Annotated in this window: 13 protein-coding genes and 1 tRNA gene; 7 read left to right on the top strand and 7 right to left on the bottom strand. The window is 64.6% G+C overall.

Annotated elements, in window-relative coordinates; translation table 11 throughout:
- Positions 1-171: 171 nt before the first annotated feature.
- On the bottom strand, positions 172-1,086 hold the full coding sequence (locus ACODRW_RS15245; protein ID WP_107800809.1) for a LysR family transcriptional regulator: 915 nt from the start codon (positions 1,084-1,086) through the stop codon (positions 172-174).
- A 128-nt stretch (positions 1,087-1,214) separates the two neighbouring features.
- Between ACODRW_RS15245 and ACODRW_RS15250 the strand changes: the two genes are divergently transcribed.
- From ACODRW_RS15250 to ACODRW_RS15260, 3 genes are all read left to right on the top strand, one after another.
- Entirely contained in the window at positions 1,215-2,096 is an 882-nt protein-coding gene (locus tag ACODRW_RS15250; RefSeq protein WP_107802004.1) for an MBL fold metallo-hydrolase, read from the top strand.
- Positions 2,097-2,278: 182 nt separating this feature from the next.
- Positions 2,279-2,983, top strand: coding sequence for a DsbA family protein (locus ACODRW_RS15255; protein ID WP_107800808.1), 705 nt, complete (start codon positions 2,279-2,281; stop codon positions 2,981-2,983).
- Positions 2,984-3,022: 39 nt separating this feature from the next.
- Positions 3,023-3,445 (top strand): nuclear transport factor 2 family protein, encoded by a 423-nt coding sequence (locus tag ACODRW_RS15260; protein ID WP_488906098.1) that lies wholly within the window; start codon positions 3,023-3,025, stop codon positions 3,443-3,445.
- Positions 3,446-3,664: 219 nt separating this feature from the next.
- Here the strand turns inward: ACODRW_RS15260 and ACODRW_RS15265 are convergent, their stop codons facing one another.
- Complete coding sequence (locus ACODRW_RS15265; protein WP_107800807.1) at positions 3,665-4,744, bottom strand: calcium:cation antiporter; 1,080 nt, start codon at positions 4,742-4,744, stop codon at positions 3,665-3,667.
- 445 nt (positions 4,745-5,189) lie between these two features.
- The gene (locus tag ACODRW_RS15270) at positions 5,190-6,566 is read right to left on the bottom strand and encodes an MATE family efflux transporter (RefSeq protein WP_227105367.1); all 1,377 of its coding nucleotides are present in this window, start codon (positions 6,564-6,566) and stop codon (positions 5,190-5,192) included.
- Positions 6,567-6,719: 153 nt separating this feature from the next.
- On the opposite strand from ACODRW_RS15270, the gene ACODRW_RS15275 reads away from it, so the two are divergent.
- Positions 6,720-7,337 carry a TetR family transcriptional regulator gene (locus ACODRW_RS15275; RefSeq protein ID WP_107800805.1) on the top strand — a complete coding sequence of 206 codons (618 nt, stop codon included), beginning with the start codon at positions 6,720-6,722 and terminating at the stop codon, positions 7,335-7,337.
- A 189-nt stretch (positions 7,338-7,526) separates the two neighbouring features.
- Here the strand turns inward: ACODRW_RS15275 and ACODRW_RS15280 are convergent, their stop codons facing one another.
- Positions 7,527-8,312, bottom strand: coding sequence for a PAS domain-containing protein (locus tag ACODRW_RS15280; protein ID WP_488906099.1), 786 nt, complete (start codon positions 8,310-8,312; stop codon positions 7,527-7,529).
- 355 nt (positions 8,313-8,667) lie between these two features.
- A complete protein-coding gene (locus ACODRW_RS15285; protein WP_488906100.1) occupies positions 8,668-10,917 on the bottom strand; it encodes a M9 family metallopeptidase in 2,250 nt (749 codons plus the stop codon).
- Positions 10,918-11,112: 195 nt separating this feature from the next.
- Here ACODRW_RS15285 and ACODRW_RS15290 point away from each other — a divergent pair.
- Positions 11,113-11,197: transfer RNA gene (locus ACODRW_RS15290), tRNA-Tyr, on the top strand.
- A gap of 50 nt (positions 11,198-11,247) precedes the next feature.
- Here ACODRW_RS15290 and fghA read toward each other — a convergent pair.
- Both fghA and ACODRW_RS15300 read right to left on the bottom strand, forming a co-directional pair.
- Positions 11,248-12,081 (bottom strand): S-formylglutathione hydrolase, encoded by an 834-nt coding sequence (fghA, locus tag ACODRW_RS15295; RefSeq protein WP_488906154.1) that lies wholly within the window; start codon positions 12,079-12,081, stop codon positions 11,248-11,250.
- A gap of 19 nt (positions 12,082-12,100) precedes the next feature.
- The gene (locus tag ACODRW_RS15300; RefSeq protein ID WP_486636009.1) at positions 12,101-13,225 is read right to left on the bottom strand and encodes an S-(hydroxymethyl)glutathione dehydrogenase/class III alcohol dehydrogenase; all 1,125 of its coding nucleotides are present in this window, start codon (positions 13,223-13,225) and stop codon (positions 12,101-12,103) included.
- Between the two features lie 128 nt (positions 13,226-13,353).
- Between ACODRW_RS15300 and ACODRW_RS15305 the strand changes: the two genes are divergently transcribed.
- Entirely contained in the window at positions 13,354-14,247 is an 894-nt protein-coding gene (locus ACODRW_RS15305) for a LysR substrate-binding domain-containing protein (protein ID WP_235086081.1), read from the top strand.
- A 77-nt stretch (positions 14,248-14,324) separates the two neighbouring features.
- Entirely contained in the window at positions 14,325-15,335 is a 1,011-nt protein-coding gene (locus ACODRW_RS15310; protein ID WP_227105359.1) for a nucleoid-associated protein, read from the top strand.
- Positions 15,336-16,099: the final 764 nt, after the last annotated feature.

Raw genomic sequence — 16,099 nt, forward strand, 5'->3', positions numbered from 1 at the left:
CGTCCTGGGGGACGAGGGGGGCTGGAAGGGGGCGGCGGCCCGCCCCCTCCCCGTTTGCCGCGCGGAAAGCGGCACCTAAATCAATATCCGCGTAGCGGATTCAACAGATTAATCATTAAAAAACGCTGCACCTGCCATATTCGGCTCAGCGAAGCGTTCACAGTCCCCCACTCAGCCGCCAGCGGTACGCGCCTGCCAGGCCGGATCGCTGGCGAACCGCTCCACCAGAAAATCCAGCATCGCCCGCAAGGTGGCCGGCATCTGCCGGCGCGAAGCGTAAATACCGTAAATGCCCAACTCCTGCGGCTGGTACTCCGGCAACAAAGCCACCAACTGACCGCTGGCGATCAGCGGCGCGGCGGAATACAAGGGCTGCAAGGCGATGCCCGCGCCGGCCGCGGTGGCGGACAACAAGACCATGGACTCATTGGCGCTCAGATTGCCGCTGACCGGCACCGCCAACTGCTCGCCGTGACGCTGGAAACGCCACAAGCTCTTGCCGAAATAGGAATAGGTCAGACAGTTGTGCAGAGACAAATCCTCCAGCCGCTTGGGCGCGCCGTGGGCGGCCAGATAGGCGGGAGAGGCGCAGATCACCGACGCGCAACTGGCCAGCGGCCGCGCGATCAGACTGGGGTCCAGCGCATTGGTGATGCGGATGGCCAGATCGATTCTTTCTTCCACCAGATTGACCGCGCGGTTGCTGATCTGCAGATCGATGGCGGTTTGCGGATAGCGGCGCAGAAACTCGGTCACCGCCGCCGCCAGCGCGTCCTGAGCCAGAGACTGCGCGCAGCTGATGCGCAGCAGGCCCTGCGGCTGACCGGGGTCCGCGCTGTTGGCCGCCGGCATCTGCCCGGCGATTTCCAACATCTGCCGGCAACGCGCCAGCGTCTCCTCCCCGGCCGGAGTCAGGCTCAGCCGCCGCGTGGTGCGGTGCAGGAGCCGGGTGCCGGCCCATTCCTCCATTTCCGCCAGATAGCGGGTGATCATCGCCCGCGACATGTCCAGCGTATCCGCCGCGGCCACCAGGCTGCCGCGTTCGGTAATGGTCACAAACACTTGCGCCGCGGTGATCCTATCCATGATTCGCTCGATTCATGCAACTAACCATTGCTTATTATCCGGTTTTTGATTCGAAAATAGCAATCTATGATTCACATCAGGCTTGCTACCAAGCCGACCGATCTCAAATTCACCAAATGGAAACCATCATGATCCAACACCGCATTTCCGGCAGCTTTGTAGCAGGCGCCCTGTTGATGTCCGCCGCCTTCGCCCAGGCCGACGCTTTGAAAGTCGATGTCTACAACCCCGGCGCCAAGAGCCTGTTCCCGGTGTCCTCGGAATTGGTCACCGGCAAGAGCGAGGCCGTGCTGATCGACGCCCAGTTCCAGCGCAACGACGCCGAGGCCCTGGTGGCCAAGGTCAAGGCCAGCGGCAAGAAGCTGACCACGGTGTTCATTTCCCATCCGGACCCGGACTTCTACTTTGGCCTGGATGTGATCAAGGCCGCTTTTCCGGACGCCAAGGTGCTGGCCACCGCCGCCACCATTGAAGCGATCAAGGCTTCCAAGGACGGCAAGATGGCCTACTGGGGCCCGATCCTGAAGGACAACGCGCCCAAGACCGTGATCGTGCCGGAACCCATCCAGGGCGACACCCTGAAAGTGGACGGCCAGAAACTGCAGGTCATGGGTCTGAAAGGCCCGACTCCGGACCGCACCTATATCTGGGCGCCGTCGATCAAGACCGCGATGGGCGGCGTGCTGACCTACGGCAATATGCATGTCTGGACCGCGGACACCCAAACCCCGAAAGACCGCGCCGACTGGCAGAAGTCGCTGAAAAACCTGCAGGCGTTGAAGCCCAAGGTCGTGGTGCCCGGTCATTTCCTGAACAACGCGCCGCATACCCTGGCTTCGGTGAAGTTCACCAGCGACTACCTGAAAACGCTGGAAGCGGAACTGCCCAAGGCCAAGAACTCGGCCGAGCTGGTGACGGCGATGAAGCAGCGTTATCCGAAGCTGGACGGCGTGGCGGATCTGGAACTGAGCGCCAAGGTGCTCAAGGGCGAGATGAAGTGGCCGCAATAAGGCTCTGAGGGCAGCCAGCGAAAGTCCTGATGCTGCGCGGCGCCGACTTGCCGTACTCCATGTACAGCCGGCGTCGGCGCGCCTTGCCTCAGGATTCGTTTGCCGCCCTTGATGCTTTCTACGTCTGATGATTTGAATGTATGGCCGCCCGCGTCGCGGGCGGCGCAAGAAAGGAAACCGCCATGTCCGGCATTATTTTGCACACTATTTTCGATCCGCTCTGCGGCTGGTGCTACGGCGCCGCGCCCTTGCTGGAAGCCGCGCGCGGCGTGCCGGGCCTGACGGTGGCGCTGCACGGTGGCGGCATGATGGTGGGCGCCAATCGCCGCCGGGTCAGCCCTGAGTGGCGCCAATTCGTGCTGCCGCACGACCGCCGCATCGCGGAAGTCTCCGGCCAGCCTTTCGGCGAAGCGTATTTCGACGGCCTGCTCAAGGACCACGGCGCGGTGATGGATTCCGCGCCGCCCACCACCGCCGTGCTGGCGGCGGAGGAAGCGGCCGGCGGCGGGCTGGCACTGCTGCATCGCATCCAGCGCGCCCACTTCGTGGAAGGCCGCCGTATCGCGGAATTCCCGGTGCTGGCCGAACTGGCCGCCGACATCGGCCTGGACGCGGAGGCTTTCGCCGCGGCTTACCATCGCCTGGAAGGCTCGGCCACCGACGCCCACTTCGAGGAAAGCCGCCGGCTGTTGGCCCAAGTGGGCGGCCAGGGCTTCCCCACGCTGGCGCTGGAGGAAAACGGCCGGCTGACGGTGCTGGACCTGGGCGCTTATCTGGGCCGGCCGGACGCTTGGCGCGCCCGCCTGAGCCAGGCCGCGTCCAGCGCGGCGCCGGCCGCGGCGGAGACGCTGGCTTGCGGGCCGGACAGCTGTGTGTTGCCGCAATGAAGGAAGGGCATGAGCAAACCGATTTTTGGATGGAACACCATGAACGCTAATCAAACCCCGGGCCAGGGCCACCTGAGCAATGTGGACATCGTCCGCGCCACCTATGAAGGCGATTCCGAGGCCAACGGCCGCAATCTCTTGGCCGCGCTGGCGCCGGACGCGGAATGGACCGAAGCCGCCGGCTTCCCTTACGCCGGCACCTATGTCGGCGCGGAGTCCATCGTCAAGAACGTGCACGAGCGGCTGGGCCGCGAGTGGGAAGGCTACCGCGCGGCGGTGGACAGCTTCTACGACGCCGGCGAGCATGTGATCGCCCAGGGCTTCTACCACGGCGTTTACCGCGCCACCGGCAAGGGCTTCGTCGCCTCTTTCGCCCACATTTACACGCTGCGGGACGGCCAGATCGTCAAGTTCGTGCAGATTGTGGACAGCGCCAAGGTGCTGGAAGCGATGCGGGCCTGAGAACCTGTTTATGATCTGCTGCGCGTCGTGAGGCGTCACACGGTGAGTACCGGCTTCGAAATGCTCATGTACCGTGTGTACACTCCGCTTTCTCAGCCGTTTTCGCCTTGTCTCGCCTTAGCTCGCGAGATCATGAACCGGTTCTGAGAACCAGGTCCGCCAATGAAAAAACCGCCAGCCGGCAACGGTTGGCGGTTTTGTTTTGCGTACAGCAGGCGCTCAGGGGCTGATGGCGAAGAACACGAAGGACGCGAAGATCACCAGGTGGACGATGCCCTGCAAAATGGTGGTGCGGCCCACCGCCAGCGACATCGAGCTGACCAGCAGGGTCAGCACCAGGAAGATGGTTTCCTTGTTTTCCAGGCCCAGGATCAGCGGCTCGCCCATCGCCACGAAGATCATCGCCACGGTGGGAATGGTCAGGCCGATGGAGGCCAGCGCCGAGCCCAGCGCCAGGTTGAGGCTGGTCTGCACCCGGTCCGCGCGCGCGGCGTTGGCGGCGGCCAGGCCTTCCGGCAGCAGCACCAGGGCGGCGATGATGATGCCCACCACGGCGGCCGGCGCGCCGGCGGCGGCCACGAAGCCTTCGATCGACGGCGACAGCAGCTTGGCCAGGCTGACCACGCCCACCAGGCAGACCAGCAGCAGCGCCAGGCTGGTCAGCGTGACTTTGACGGACGGCGGCGGCGCGTGTTCGTCCTCGCTGCGGCTGCCTTCCAGCAGGAAGTAGTCGCGGTGGCGTATGGTCTGCACAAAGACGAAGGCGCCGTACAGCACCAGCGACACCACGCCGGTGAAGGCCAGTTGCGAGGAGGACAGCAGCGGGCCGGGCTCGCTGGTGCCGTAATTGGGCAAGACCAGCGCCAGCACGGAGATGGCGGCCAGCACGGTCAGCGCCACCTTGGCGCCGCTGAGCTGGAAGTTCTGTTCGCGATGGCGCAGGCCGCCCAGCAGCAGGCAGATGCCGACGATGCCGTTGCAGGTGATCATGATGGCGGAAAAAATGGTGTCGCGCGCCAGCGCCAGCTTGCTTTCGCCGCCGGCCAGCATGAAGGAGACGATCAGCGCCACTTCGATCACCGTCACCGCCAGCGCCAGGATCAGCGTGCCGAACGGTTCGCCCACCTTGTGCGCCACCACTTCTGCGTGATGGACGGCGGCGAAGACGGTGCCGGCCAGCAAGACGGCCAGCAAGGCGGTGAACAGCGCGGAGGCGGCAAAGGTGGGCGCTGCCACGATTGCGGCCCAGGCGACAAGCGGGGCGGCGACGGTCCAGCGGGGAATGGTGGTCAGAGACATTGTTTTCCTTGTTATTGACGGGTTGGAGTCAAGCCGCGGCGCGGGCGCCGACAGACGGGTGCTATCACTATACGAATCGGCCCGGGATCCCGCGACCCCTAAGAACCTGTTTACGATCTGCTGAGCGTCGTGAGACGTCACACGGCGAGTGCGCCTTCGAAATGCTCGTGTACCCCCCTATACATTCCGCTTTCTCAGCCGCAAGGTCTGGTCTCGCCTTAGCTCGCGAGATCGTAAACACGCCTTAAGACGCTGTTCAACGCCTTGTCTGAGACGTGGAGCAGGCTTTAAGCGCGGCGGGGCGCGGCCGGGGGCCGAAGCGGGGGGCAAGAGCAAGGAGGCGCGACGTGCGCGCGAAGGATATAGACAATGGCAATTGGAACCGGTTCGCCAATGTCTAAAAAAAATGGCCGGAAATCCGGCCATTGGTTGAGAACGGAAGCGATCAGGCCGCGGTCGCCGGCTTCTCTTCGCGTTTCAGCCGGCGCAAGGCGCTCCACAAGGCCAGTGCGGCGGCCGTGCCCAGCAGCAGATTGACCAGCGGCATCGCCAGCCAGACGCCGTCCAGCGCCAGCCACAGCGGCAACAGCCACAAGGCCGGCAGCAGCAACAGGGTCTTGCCTATGGTCAGCAGCAGCGCCGCCCGCGTCATCGCCATCGCCTGCAGCGCGAGAATGCCGATGATCACCAGGCCGTCGAAGGGCATGGCCAGCAAGTGCAGGCGCAGCGCGTGGCTGCCGGCGGCGATCAGCGCCAGGTCTTCGCTGTTGTACATCCGCACGATCAGGGTGGGGAACAGCTGCACCGCCGCCAGCGCGGTGAACCCCAGCAGCAGGGTGACGCGCAGGCCGTAGCGCAGCGCTTCGCGGGTGCGTTCCGGCCGGCCGGCGCCGGTGGAGTGGCTGAGCAGCGGCTGCAGGCCCACCGCCAGCCCGTGCACCACCAGGGTGAACAAGGCCTCGCTGTAGCCGGCGGTGGCGTAGGCGGCCACGCTCAGGTCCGTGCCCCAGCGCAGCAGCTGGAAGTTGTGGGCGAACATCAGCAAGGCCAGATTGAACTCCATCAGCAGGCTGGACAGGCCCAGCGCCAGGACGGGGCCGCAGCAGCGCCAGTCCAGCCGCAGGTGCGTCAAGCGCAGGCGCAGCCGCGCGTGGCGGGTGAAGAAATAGCCGAGGCCGCCCAGCATCACCACCGATTCGGACAGCAAGGTGGCCTGGGCCGAGCCGGCCAGACCCAGCTTGAACACGCCGACGAACAGGTAATTGAACACCACGTTCAACAGCGAGCCTATCACCATCAGCAGCGTGGCCAGCCGCGGGCGGCCGTCGTTGCGCAGCAGATAGGTGGCCACCATCTGGCCCATGGTGAACAGCGCGCCGCCCAGCATCCATTGCAGGTAGTTGCGCGCTTCCGCCATCACGATAGGCTGCTTGTCGGCTTGCAGCCATTGCAGCAGGGTGTCCAGATAAGTAAGGCCCAGCAGCGGGATGGCCAGGCTGATCAGGGCCAGCAGCGCCAGCGCCGCCAGCAGGGTGGAGCGCGCGCGATCATAGTCGCCGCCGCCTTGCAAAATGGCGATGCGGGTGGCGGCGCCCATGCTCAGCATGGCGCCCAGGCCCACTTGCATCATCACCAGCGGGTAGGCCAGCGAGATGGCCGCCAGGCCGTGGCTGCCGACGAAGTGGCCGACGAAGATCCCGTCTATGACCACGTAAAGGCCGGTGGCCAGCATGCCGGCGAGGGAGGGAATGGTGTATTGCCAGAACAGTTTGGACACCGGCAACGTGTCCAGATCGCGGTGGTTTGTCGTTGTGTGTGACATGGGTAGTGCCTAAGAAGAGTTTCAAAAGATCGAGGGACGCCAGGCCGGCGCGCCTTGCCTTGAGCGCGTCGAGTGTCGTCCGTTTAATTAATCAATCACGCTTGATTAATTAATCCTTTGAGGTAGCATTCGGGGAAAAGTTCAGAGGCGGATATGGCCAGGAAAACCAAGGAAGAATCGCAAAAAACCCGGGACGCGATCCTGGACGGCGCGGAGCGGGTGTTTCTGCGGCAGGGCGTGGCCAACGCCACCATGGCGCAAATCGCCGACGAGGCGGGGGTGTCGCGCGGCGCGGTCTACGGGCATTACGACAACAAGATGGAAGTGTGCCGGGCCATGGTGGACCGCGTGTTTGAACTGGACGCGCTGCGTTTCCCGGCGGAGCGGGCGTCGGCGGGCGAGACCCTGGTGGCGGTGGGCATGTATTACCTGCGCCAGTTCCACGAACCGGGGCCGGCGCAGCGGGTGACGGAGTTTCTGTACCACAAGTGCGAGCGCAACCGGGAGAACCGCGGCATCCTGCGCCGCCGCGAACTGATGGACCGCGCCACCATGCACTATGTGCGCCGCCAGCTGCGGCGTGCCATCGCCCAGGGCGAGCTGCCGCGGGATATCGAGGTGGGCATCGCCGCGGAGTTCCTGGTGCGCTTGTTCGAGGGCATGTACGGGATGCTGGACGGCGGCAAGGCGCCGTTTGCGGCCTGCGAGCGCATTCTGCGCGCGGCCTGGCAGAGCGTGGCGACGGTGGCGGCCTGGCGGGGCGGGGCCTGAGAAGCCGTTCGATGTCTGCTGCGCGTTGGCGGGATGAATAGATAAAGGGCGTTGAAACCGGCTACGAAATGCTTACGCGCCGTATGCGCACTCCGCTCCTTTAGCGGTTTTCGCCTTGTCCCGCCTTAGCTCGCGAGACCGTAAACACGTTCCGGAAATCCGTGCGAAGTCCGTCGCGCGACGGCCTGGTCAGGGGCTGGCGGCCCAGGCGGCCGCGCCCATGGTCGCCGCGGCGGGCGGCGTCCGCAGCCGCAATTGGCGCGGACTGAGGCCGAACATTTGCCGGCACAGCCGGTTCAGCGCGCTTTGATCGGAAAAGCCGCAGCTGGCGGCGATGTCGGCCAGCGGCCGGCCGCTGTGCTGGATGGCGTGGCAGGCGGCTTCCATCCGGGTGCGGCGGATGAATTCGCCGACGCTGGCCTGGAACACCCGCTTCATGCGGCGGTCCATCTGGCCGACGCTGAGGCCGGACAGATCGCACAGCTCCTCCAGGTGCAAGGGGCGGTCGAAATGGGTCTGGATGTGATCGACGCAGGCGGCGAAGCGCTCGTCCAGCAGTTTTTCGCGGGTCAGTTCGGTCAGGTCTTTGGAGATGCAGACGAGTCCGAGCAGGCGGCCGTCCGGGTCGTGCAGCGATTGCTTGTTGGTCAGGCACCAGCCGGGCGCGCGGTCGTGGTAGACGGTGAGGTCCAGCCGGTTGCGCACCGGCCGCCGTTCAGAGAACACCTGCAAATCCTGGCTGCGGTAGCGGTTGGCCATGGCGCTGGGAAACAATTCGTGCGCGGTCTTGCCTTCCGCCTGCCATTTGTTGCGCAGCGCGCAACGGCCGACGCAGCCCTCGCTCAAGGCCAGGTAGCGGCTGTCCAGGTCCTTGACCGCGAACACCACGTCGGGCAACTGATCGAACAAGGCCGCCATCGCCTGCATGGCGTTCAGATCGCTGACGATGTAGGGGCGTTGCGGCGGCATGGACATGGCGGGCGGCCTTTTAAGCGGTTTACGGTGTGTTGCGCTCCAAGGAAACAGCCGGCCGCCTGAGGCGGACCGGGCTATCCAATCTTGATGTCATTCATTAAGCATTGTTTGAAAACAAAATGCATTAATTCAACCCATTTTGCAAGTCCGCCGCGGACGGGCCGCGGCGGCTTGGTTTGGCGAGGCGGGCGCCGGGCTTTGAACCGGCCTGGGAGCCTGCTCACGGTCTCGCGAGCGAGGGCGGGGCAAGGCGAGAACCGCCGAGAAAGCGGGATGTGCAAACGGCACATGAGCGTTTCAAAGCCGTACTCGCCGCGTAAGGCCCCGCGGCGCGCCGCAGATCGTAAACGGACTCTTAGTCGTAGCTGGCGCTGACCGTGACGTTGGCGAAGGGCTGACGCGCCTGCAGCGTCAGGTAGTACCAGCGGCCGGTTTGCGGCGCGGCGATGGCCACGCTTTCCTCGTTGCCGGCGACGGCGGACGCGTAGTCGTAATTGCCGGGCGTCGGGTAGCGGTCCAGCGCCACGTAGAGATCGACGTCGCCGCTGCCGCCGCTGGTCCACAGCTTGAGGTTGCGCGCGCCGGCCGGCAGCAGGATGGTGGCGTAGGCCGCGCCGGACGCGGAGGCGGAAAGGCCGCCGATGGAGCAGTTCTTGCCTAGATAGCTGGGCGAAGCCTCCTTGCACGGCGGCAGGCCGGGCTCGGACGGCAAGGGCGGCTGGCCGGCGGTGGTGGCGCTTTGCGCCCAGCTGGCGAACTCGGCGTCGTAGCGGCTGCCTATCAGCTGGACCTGGCTGCGGTAGCCGTTGTAATCGCCGCTGCGGAAGCGGGCGAGGAAGCCGTCCACGTCGCCGCGATGGCGCTCCATCATGAAGCGGGTGGCCATATAACCCCAGCGATAGGCGCGGGTCACGTAGTCCGTCATGTCGTAGGTGTTGCCGAAGATCTGGCTCAAGGTGTAGTTGCCGCTGCGGGCGGCGTCGATGGCCGGCTGGTTGCCGTTGCCCAGCGACAGGTATTCGGCCAGCCCTTCAATCCACCAGACCGTGGGCAGACGGGTGCTGGCGCCGAAGTCGCCGTACATGTCGAAGCGGCCGTCCAGGTAGTGGATGTATTCGTGCTCCAGGTTCCAGACTTTGAAGGCGGGGCGCAGCCAGGAGGCTTCGTGGGCGATGAAGCGCGCCTGGTTGCCGGCCGCGGCCGGGTCGCCTTCCAGATACATGCCGCCGTTGTCGGTGCTGATGCCGTAGATGATGGAGGCGTATTTGGCGTAGTTGTTGTAGTCGTCGAACACCACCACTTCCAGCGAGCTGTTGTTGTCGTTGGCCACCGGCTGCTTGCGGGTCTGCAGCATCTGATGGAAATAGGACTCTTCTTTTTGCAGCAGCGCGCAGGAGGACTGCAGTTGCTCGGCGCTCATTTCCTGGGCGCGGATGCGGATGCTGGCGCTGCAGGTGTAGCGGTTGACCAGGATGGCGTCGGCGAGCCGGGTTTCGAAATTGCAGGTGCCGTAGTCGGCGCAGTTGGCGGCGTCGTAATACTTGACCGCTTCGGCGGCGGCCAGCCACAGCTCATTGTCGTTGCCGCTCATGCTGCTGCCGGACAGTATGGCCTGGGCTTGCGGCTTGATCGCCGGCTTCAGCGCCGGGTATTGCATGAAGCGCAGCCCTTCGCGGGTGGCGTCGCCCAGCTGGAAGGCGCTTTCGGTGCCGAGCAGGCTGCTCTTGTTGGCCAGGGCGAAGCGGGTCAGCGCCGCCGAATAGCTGCCGTCGTTCTGCAGCAGCGGCGCGGCGTTGGCGCGGCCGTGGGCGTAGAAGAACACGGTCAGCGCGCCGGTGAAGCCCTGGTTGGCGGTGGTTTCTCGCAGGGACTGGGCGGCGTTGGGCTGGCTGGCGCTATTGGTGTAGCGCTGCACGATGGCGCGCATGCTGGGCAGATAATAGGCCTCGTCCGCCATATTGGTGATCAGCTTCATCACCTCTCCGGCGGTGGTGGAGGCCTGGGCGTTGGCGGAGAACAGCGCGTTGCCGTCGGCCAGTTGCTTGATGCCGGGACGCAGCACGGAGAGCAGATTGGGGTCCAGCGCCGGCAAGGCGCCGCCGCTGGCCAGGTAGTAGCCGGCGCGCAGGTAGAGGGTGAGGTTGACCAGGGCCATGGAGCCGGCGTTGTAGGCGGCGGCCTCCTGAGCGAAGCGACCGGCGACGGCGTTGAGATTGGCCGCGCTGTAAAGCGTGGCGGCCAGCTTGTTGTCCAGCGAGAACAGGCCGTAGGTGCAGGTGTAGTCGGGCAGGCCGGCCAGGTAGTTGGCCAAGGCCGCGCCGCTGTAGCCGGCCATGGCGCCGACATCCGGGCATTGCGCGACGGCGGCGCGTCGGATCAGCTTGCTTTTGGGCTTGCCGATCACCGTGCGGTCGTCCGGCAACTGGTAGCGGGATTGAGCGTCGCTTGGCGGACGCTGTTGCCATTGCCGCGGCGGCGGCGCTTGTTTCGGCCGGGCTTGCGCCTGGTGCGGTGCTTTTTGCAGCTTGGGCGCGGCCAGCGCCGGCTGCGCCAGCAAGGCGGCGGCCAGGCTCAGGCACAGGGCGGCGAGAGAAAGGGTCTGCATGGCTTGTCTCCGTATGTCGGGGCGTGTCCCCGATGGCGAGATCATGCCAATGGCACGGCGCGCTTTCTTGGCGCGCTTGAGCGTCCGCGCGCGCAGATTTGCCAAATCCGCGGCTGGAGACGGCGCGTCGGCGGAGGGGATTGCGCGCAGGTGATTGACGCCGTCGCCGCGGAGCTATATTATCCGCCTCTCTCTGGAGGGGTTCCCGAGCGGTCAAAGGGATCAGACTGTAAATCTGACGGCTCTGCCTTCGAAGGTTCGAATCCTTCTCCCTCCACCAGATTCAACAAAAAAGCCAGGCTCTGCCTGGCTTTTTTGCGTTCCGCCGTCTCACAAGCCGAGGTGGTGCGCGTGGAAGCGCAACTGCTCCTCGATCAGGCTGGCGACGAAGTAATAGCTGTGGTCGTACTCGGCGTGGCGGTGCAGTTCCAGCGGGTAGCCGCAGTCCCGCGCCGCCTTCTCCAGCGCCTCAGGTTGCAATTGTACGTCCAGAAAGCTGTCGGCCAGACCAATGTCCACGCGCAGGGGCAGTTGCCGCGGCGCGTGCTTGAGCAGCAGGCTGGCGTCCCAGGCTTCCCAGGCGGCGCGGTCTTCGCCCAGATAGGCGGCGAAGGCCTTCTGCCCCCAGGGCGCGTTGACCGGGTGGCAGATGGGGCTGAACGCCGATGCCGAGACATAGTCCTGCGGACGCTTCAGCGCGCAGATCAGCGCGCCGTGGCCGCCCATGGAGTGGCCGGCCACCGCGCGCAGCCCGGTGACGGGGAAGTTGGCCTCGATCAGCGCCGGCAGTTCCCGGCTGACGTAGTCGTACATCCGGTAGTGACGGTCCCACGGCGCCTGGGTGGCGTTCAGGTAGAAGCCGGCGCCCTGGCCCAGATCGAAAGCTTCGTCGTCCGCCGCCTCCGCGCCGCGCGGGCTGGTGTCCGGCGCGACGATGGCCATTCCCAGTTCCGCGGCCACGCGCTGCGCGCCGGCCTTTTGCATGAAGTTCTCGTCGGTGCAGGTCAGGCCGGACAGCCAGTACAGCACCGGCACGCGCCGGTTGGCGCCGGCCTGCGGCGGCAAGTAGACGGCGAAGCGCATCCGGCAGCCCAGCGTCGTCGAATCATGCAGATACTGCCGATGCCAGCCGCCAAACGATTTGTTGGCGCTGATGTTTTCCAGGTTCACGCGGCTCTCCGGCTCAGTAATGGATCACGGAACGGATGCTCTTGCCCTCGTGCATCAGATCGAAGGCTTCGTTGACGCGCTCCAGCGGCATGGTGTGGGTGATGAAGTCGTCCAGGCGGAATTCGCCCTTCAGATAACGCTCCACGTAGTCCGGCAGCTCGCTGCGGCCGCGCACGCCGCCAAAGGCGGAGCCGCGCCATACCCGGCCGGTGACCAGCTGGAACGGGCGGGTGGAGATTTCCTGCCCGGCGCCGGCCACGCCTATGATCACCGATTCGCCCCAGCCCTTGTGGCAGCACTCCAGCGCCGCGCGCATCACCTTGACGTTGCCTATGCATTCGAAGGAGAAGTCGACGCCGCCGTCGGTCATGTCCACGATCACGTCCTGGATGGGCTTGTCGAAATCGTTGGGGTTGACGCAATCGCTGGCGCCCAGCTTTTTGGCCAGCTCGAACTTGCTCTCGTTGATGTCGATGCCGATGATGCGGCCGGCGCCGGCCATGCGCGCGCCGATGATGGCGGACAGGCCGATGCCGCCCAGGCCGAAGATGGCCACGCTGTCGCCGGCCTTGACCTTGGCGGTGTTGATCACCGCGCCCATGCCGGTGGTGACGCCGCAGCCCAGCAGGCAGACCTCTTCCAGCGGCGCGGCCGGATTGACCTTGGCCAGCGAGATTTCCGGCAGCACCGTGTATTCGGCGAAGGTGGACGTGCCCATATAGTGATAGATGGGCTTGCCGTCCTTGGAGAAGCGGGTGCTGCCGTCCGGCATCAGGCCCTTGCCCTGGGTGGCGCGGATCTTCTGGCACAGATTGGTCTTGCCGGACAGACAGAATTTGCACTCGCGGCATTCCGGGGTGTACAGCGGGATCACGTGATCGCCCACCGCCACGCTGCTGACGCCGGGGCCGACGGATTCGACGACGCCGCCGCCTTCATGGCCCAGGATGCAGGGGAACACGCCTTCCGGGTCTTCGCCGGACAGGGTGAAGGCGTCGGTGTGGCAGACGCCGGTGGCCACCATCTTCACCCGCACCTCGCCGGCGCGCGGCGGCTGCACTTCCACTTCTTCTATGCTCAGCGGCTGGCCGGCGGCCCAGGCCACGGCGGCCTTGCACTTGATGATGTCCTGGCTCATGAGCCCTCCTTGGTGTTGGATCGCCGCCGCGGGCCATAGGCCGGGCGACGGCAAAACTTTGATTGTATTTCTCGGGTTTGAATAGATAATCGTGGCAATTGGTAAATGATTTTTTCCGAGGTGGAATAATGTTGGGTTGGGAAGGCATCTGCGAATTCGTCAGCGTGGCGGAACAGGGCAGTTTCACCAAGGCGGCCCTGGCGCTGGGCATTTCCGTCGCCCAGGTCAGCCGCCAGGTCACGCAGCTGGAGCAGCGCTTGGGCGCCAAATTGCTGTACCGGACCACCCGCCATCAGGCGCTGACCGAGATCGGCGCGTTGTATCTGCGCCACTGCCGGCAGCTGCTGGATTCGCTGGAGGAGGCGGAACAGGCGATCTCGCGCCATCAGGCGCAGCCGCAGGGCAAGCTCAAGCTGACCGCGCCGCTGGCTTACGGCCAAAGCCATATCGCGCCGCTGTTGACCCGTTTCCTGCAACGCCATCCGCAGCTGGAGGCGAGCTTGAACCTGTCCAACGAGGTGCTGGACCTGGTGCAGGACGGTTACGATCTGGCGATCCGCATCGGCCATCTGAGCGACTCCACGCTGATGGCGCGGCGGCTGGCCTCGCGCCGGCACCATGTCTGCGCGGCGCCGGCCTATCTGGAGCGCTGCGGCGCGCCCTTGGAACCGGCGGACCTGGAGCGCCACAACTGCCTGTCTTTGAGCGGCGAGCACTGGCATCTGCTGGACGGCGGCCGCAGGCGGCAGGTGCGGATCAAGGGCAGCTTGCGCTGCAACAGCGGCCACGCGCTGGCGCACGCGGCGCGGCTGGGCCTGGGGCTGGCGCAATTGCCGGATTACTACGTCGCCGCCTATTTGAGCAGCGGCGAGCTGATCGAGGTGCTGGCCGATTACCGCGAGCCGGAAGAGGGCATCTGGGCTTTGACGCCGCATAACCGCCAGCTGTCGCCCAAGGTTCGGCTGCTGATGGACTTTCTGGCGGACTCCCTGACCGACGATCCGCTGGCCTTGCCGGAATAGCCGGCCGCTTTCGCGGTTGCCAAGCCCGGGCGCAGTGGCAATAATCGCGCATTCGATTTTTAGGCGGGAGCGCGGAAATGTTGGCGATTGGCGAATGCAGGGTGGAGCGGCTGGTGGTGCACCGGGTGGGCAATGCCGCGCGCGGCGAGGGCGCGCGCCTGTCCGAGCGGGCCAGCTCCGTGGACGAGGAAGTGTCCTCGCTGTTGCTGGGCGGTTATCTGAAGAACATTGTGTCGGACAAGCGCCAGCATCAGTTTTTCCATGAGTCCGACCTGAATCTGAACGAAATCTACCATTACACCCGGCAGTTCTTCCGCGGCGAGCTGGATTTCCTGGCGGTGTCCCAGCGCATCGCCAAGCATTTGTACGCGCGTTCGCAGCACCCCAACATCAACGCCGGCGATTTGCTGGTGATCCTGTTTTCCGGTCTCAACGACGGCGATCGCGAACTGCGCGCGCTGGGGGTGTTCAAGTCCGAAATCCGCGACGACTTCCTCACCGTGGTGGAGTCCGGCGATGTGTTCGACATCAGCCACGCCTCGGGCATCAATCCGCGCTTGATCGACAAGGGCGCGCTGATCCTGGAGCACGGCCCCACGGTCTACGCGGTGGACCGGCTCAGCCGCGAGGCCAAGTTCTGGCTGGACGATTTCCTGAAAGCGATGCGGGTGCCGGACAAGGCGTCCAGCAGCAAGATGATGGCCAGCGTGGTGGAGCAGCTGTCGGAGGAGATAGAGGACCCGCTGCAACAGGCGCGCTTCAAGGATGAATTCCTCAATCTGGTGAGCAGCGAGGAAGACGTGTCGGCCCGCCAACTGGCCAGCGCCGCCGAGAAGTTCGTGCCGCGCGAGCAGGTGGACCAGGCCATGGGCTCCGCCGCCGAATCCTACGGCTTCGCGCTGGACGAGGAGGCGAAGCTGCCGGCCAAGGGCATGGCGCGGCAGCTGGAAAAAACCCTGTCCAAGTACGGCGTCGGCCACGGCATCAGCGTGCTGCTGCCCACGGGCATCACGTTGAAGAATATCCAGTCGCAGAACGACGGCGAGGGCGAGTTGACCCTGACCCTGCGCCTGAACAAGCGCGGCTGACCGCCCGCGGAGTCTTGCCGCGCCGGCTTAGAGGCCCGGCGCGAAACCGTCCGCCAGATTTCAGGCCAGGGGGCGTTGCCGCCTGGTCCTGCTCTAAGCTGTTCAAAGTCCGCTGCGCGGATAAAGCCTTGTACGGCGAGTTCAGCTTAGCCATGCCCATTCTCTCTTTGCGATTCCGCTTGCTGCGCCATAAGGCCTGGTCTCGCGCTCGCTCCCCGGCGCTTATTGTTTCCCTTTCTCAATCCATTGCCGGCCGCGTTTGTCCATGCCGCTTGGAGTCCGCGTGTGTGTTTGACGCTTTCCATTCGTGATGATGCCGGTTTTTAATGTTTAATTGATTCCTGTTTTTATATTGTAAATATATTTAAAAAACAAAAATGACAATTGGATTTGTTTTTAAGATAAATCCTATATTTGATTTCAGCGGATTTTCTTATCATGGCGTCTACAAGCCCTAAATAGAACGGCGTGATTCAGTTTGATTCCACACCCGAGCAGGCGTCTCCGGAACGATGACCATAGGACGCGCGGGTGTGCTGCGCGCTGTGAATTGAACCGATATGGCCGGCTCATTGAATGACGGCTCTTGCTTGGCGATGTCAATTAAGCGGGCAGCGGCAGCGTGGTTTCCCGCCGCTGCCGGGCGAGGGCGGAGAAGCTTGCCGGACCGGGTTTTCGGCCTTGAATGATTTTTTTAGATTCATTGACCTTGGCCGCGTCCTTCCGGCAATGTGCCGCCACATTGTCATTATCGAATTAGCTAA

Source organism: Chromobacterium sp. FG89, assembly GCF_057808735.1.

What these genes read in the sequence shown, in the direction of transcription:
- ACODRW_RS15280 (WP_488906099.1), bottom strand. Translation starts at nt 8,312, where the DNA reads ATGTCCATGCCGCCGCAACGCCCCTACATCGTCAGCGATCTGAACGCC.
- ACODRW_RS15245 (WP_107800809.1), bottom strand. Translation starts at nt 1,086, where the DNA reads ATGGATAGGATCACCGCGGCGCAAGTGTTTGTGACCATTACCGAACGC.
- ACODRW_RS15275 (WP_107800805.1), top strand. Translation starts at nt 6,720, where the DNA reads ATGGCCAGGAAAACCAAGGAAGAATCGCAAAAAACCCGGGACGCGATC.
- ACODRW_RS15255 (WP_107800808.1), top strand. Translation starts at nt 2,279, where the DNA reads ATGTCCGGCATTATTTTGCACACTATTTTCGATCCGCTCTGCGGCTGG.
- ACODRW_RS15305 (WP_235086081.1), top strand. Translation starts at nt 13,354, where the DNA reads ATGTTGGGTTGGGAAGGCATCTGCGAATTCGTCAGCGTGGCGGAACAG.
- ACODRW_RS15310 (WP_227105359.1), top strand. Translation starts at nt 14,325, where the DNA reads ATGTTGGCGATTGGCGAATGCAGGGTGGAGCGGCTGGTGGTGCACCGG.
- ACODRW_RS15270 (WP_227105367.1), bottom strand. Translation starts at nt 6,566, where the DNA reads ATGTCACACACAACGACAAACCACCGCGATCTGGACACGTTGCCGGTG.
- ACODRW_RS15265 (WP_107800807.1), bottom strand. Translation starts at nt 4,744, where the DNA reads ATGTCTCTGACCACCATTCCCCGCTGGACCGTCGCCGCCCCGCTTGTC.
- ACODRW_RS15285 (WP_488906100.1), bottom strand. Translation starts at nt 10,917, where the DNA reads ATGCAGACCCTTTCTCTCGCCGCCCTGTGCCTGAGCCTGGCCGCCGCC.
- ACODRW_RS15260 (WP_488906098.1), top strand. Translation starts at nt 3,023, where the DNA reads ATGAACGCTAATCAAACCCCGGGCCAGGGCCACCTGAGCAATGTGGAC.
- ACODRW_RS15300 (WP_486636009.1), bottom strand. Translation starts at nt 13,225, where the DNA reads ATGAGCCAGGACATCATCAAGTGCAAGGCCGCCGTGGCCTGGGCCGCC.
- ACODRW_RS15250 (WP_107802004.1), top strand. Translation starts at nt 1,215, where the DNA reads ATGATCCAACACCGCATTTCCGGCAGCTTTGTAGCAGGCGCCCTGTTG.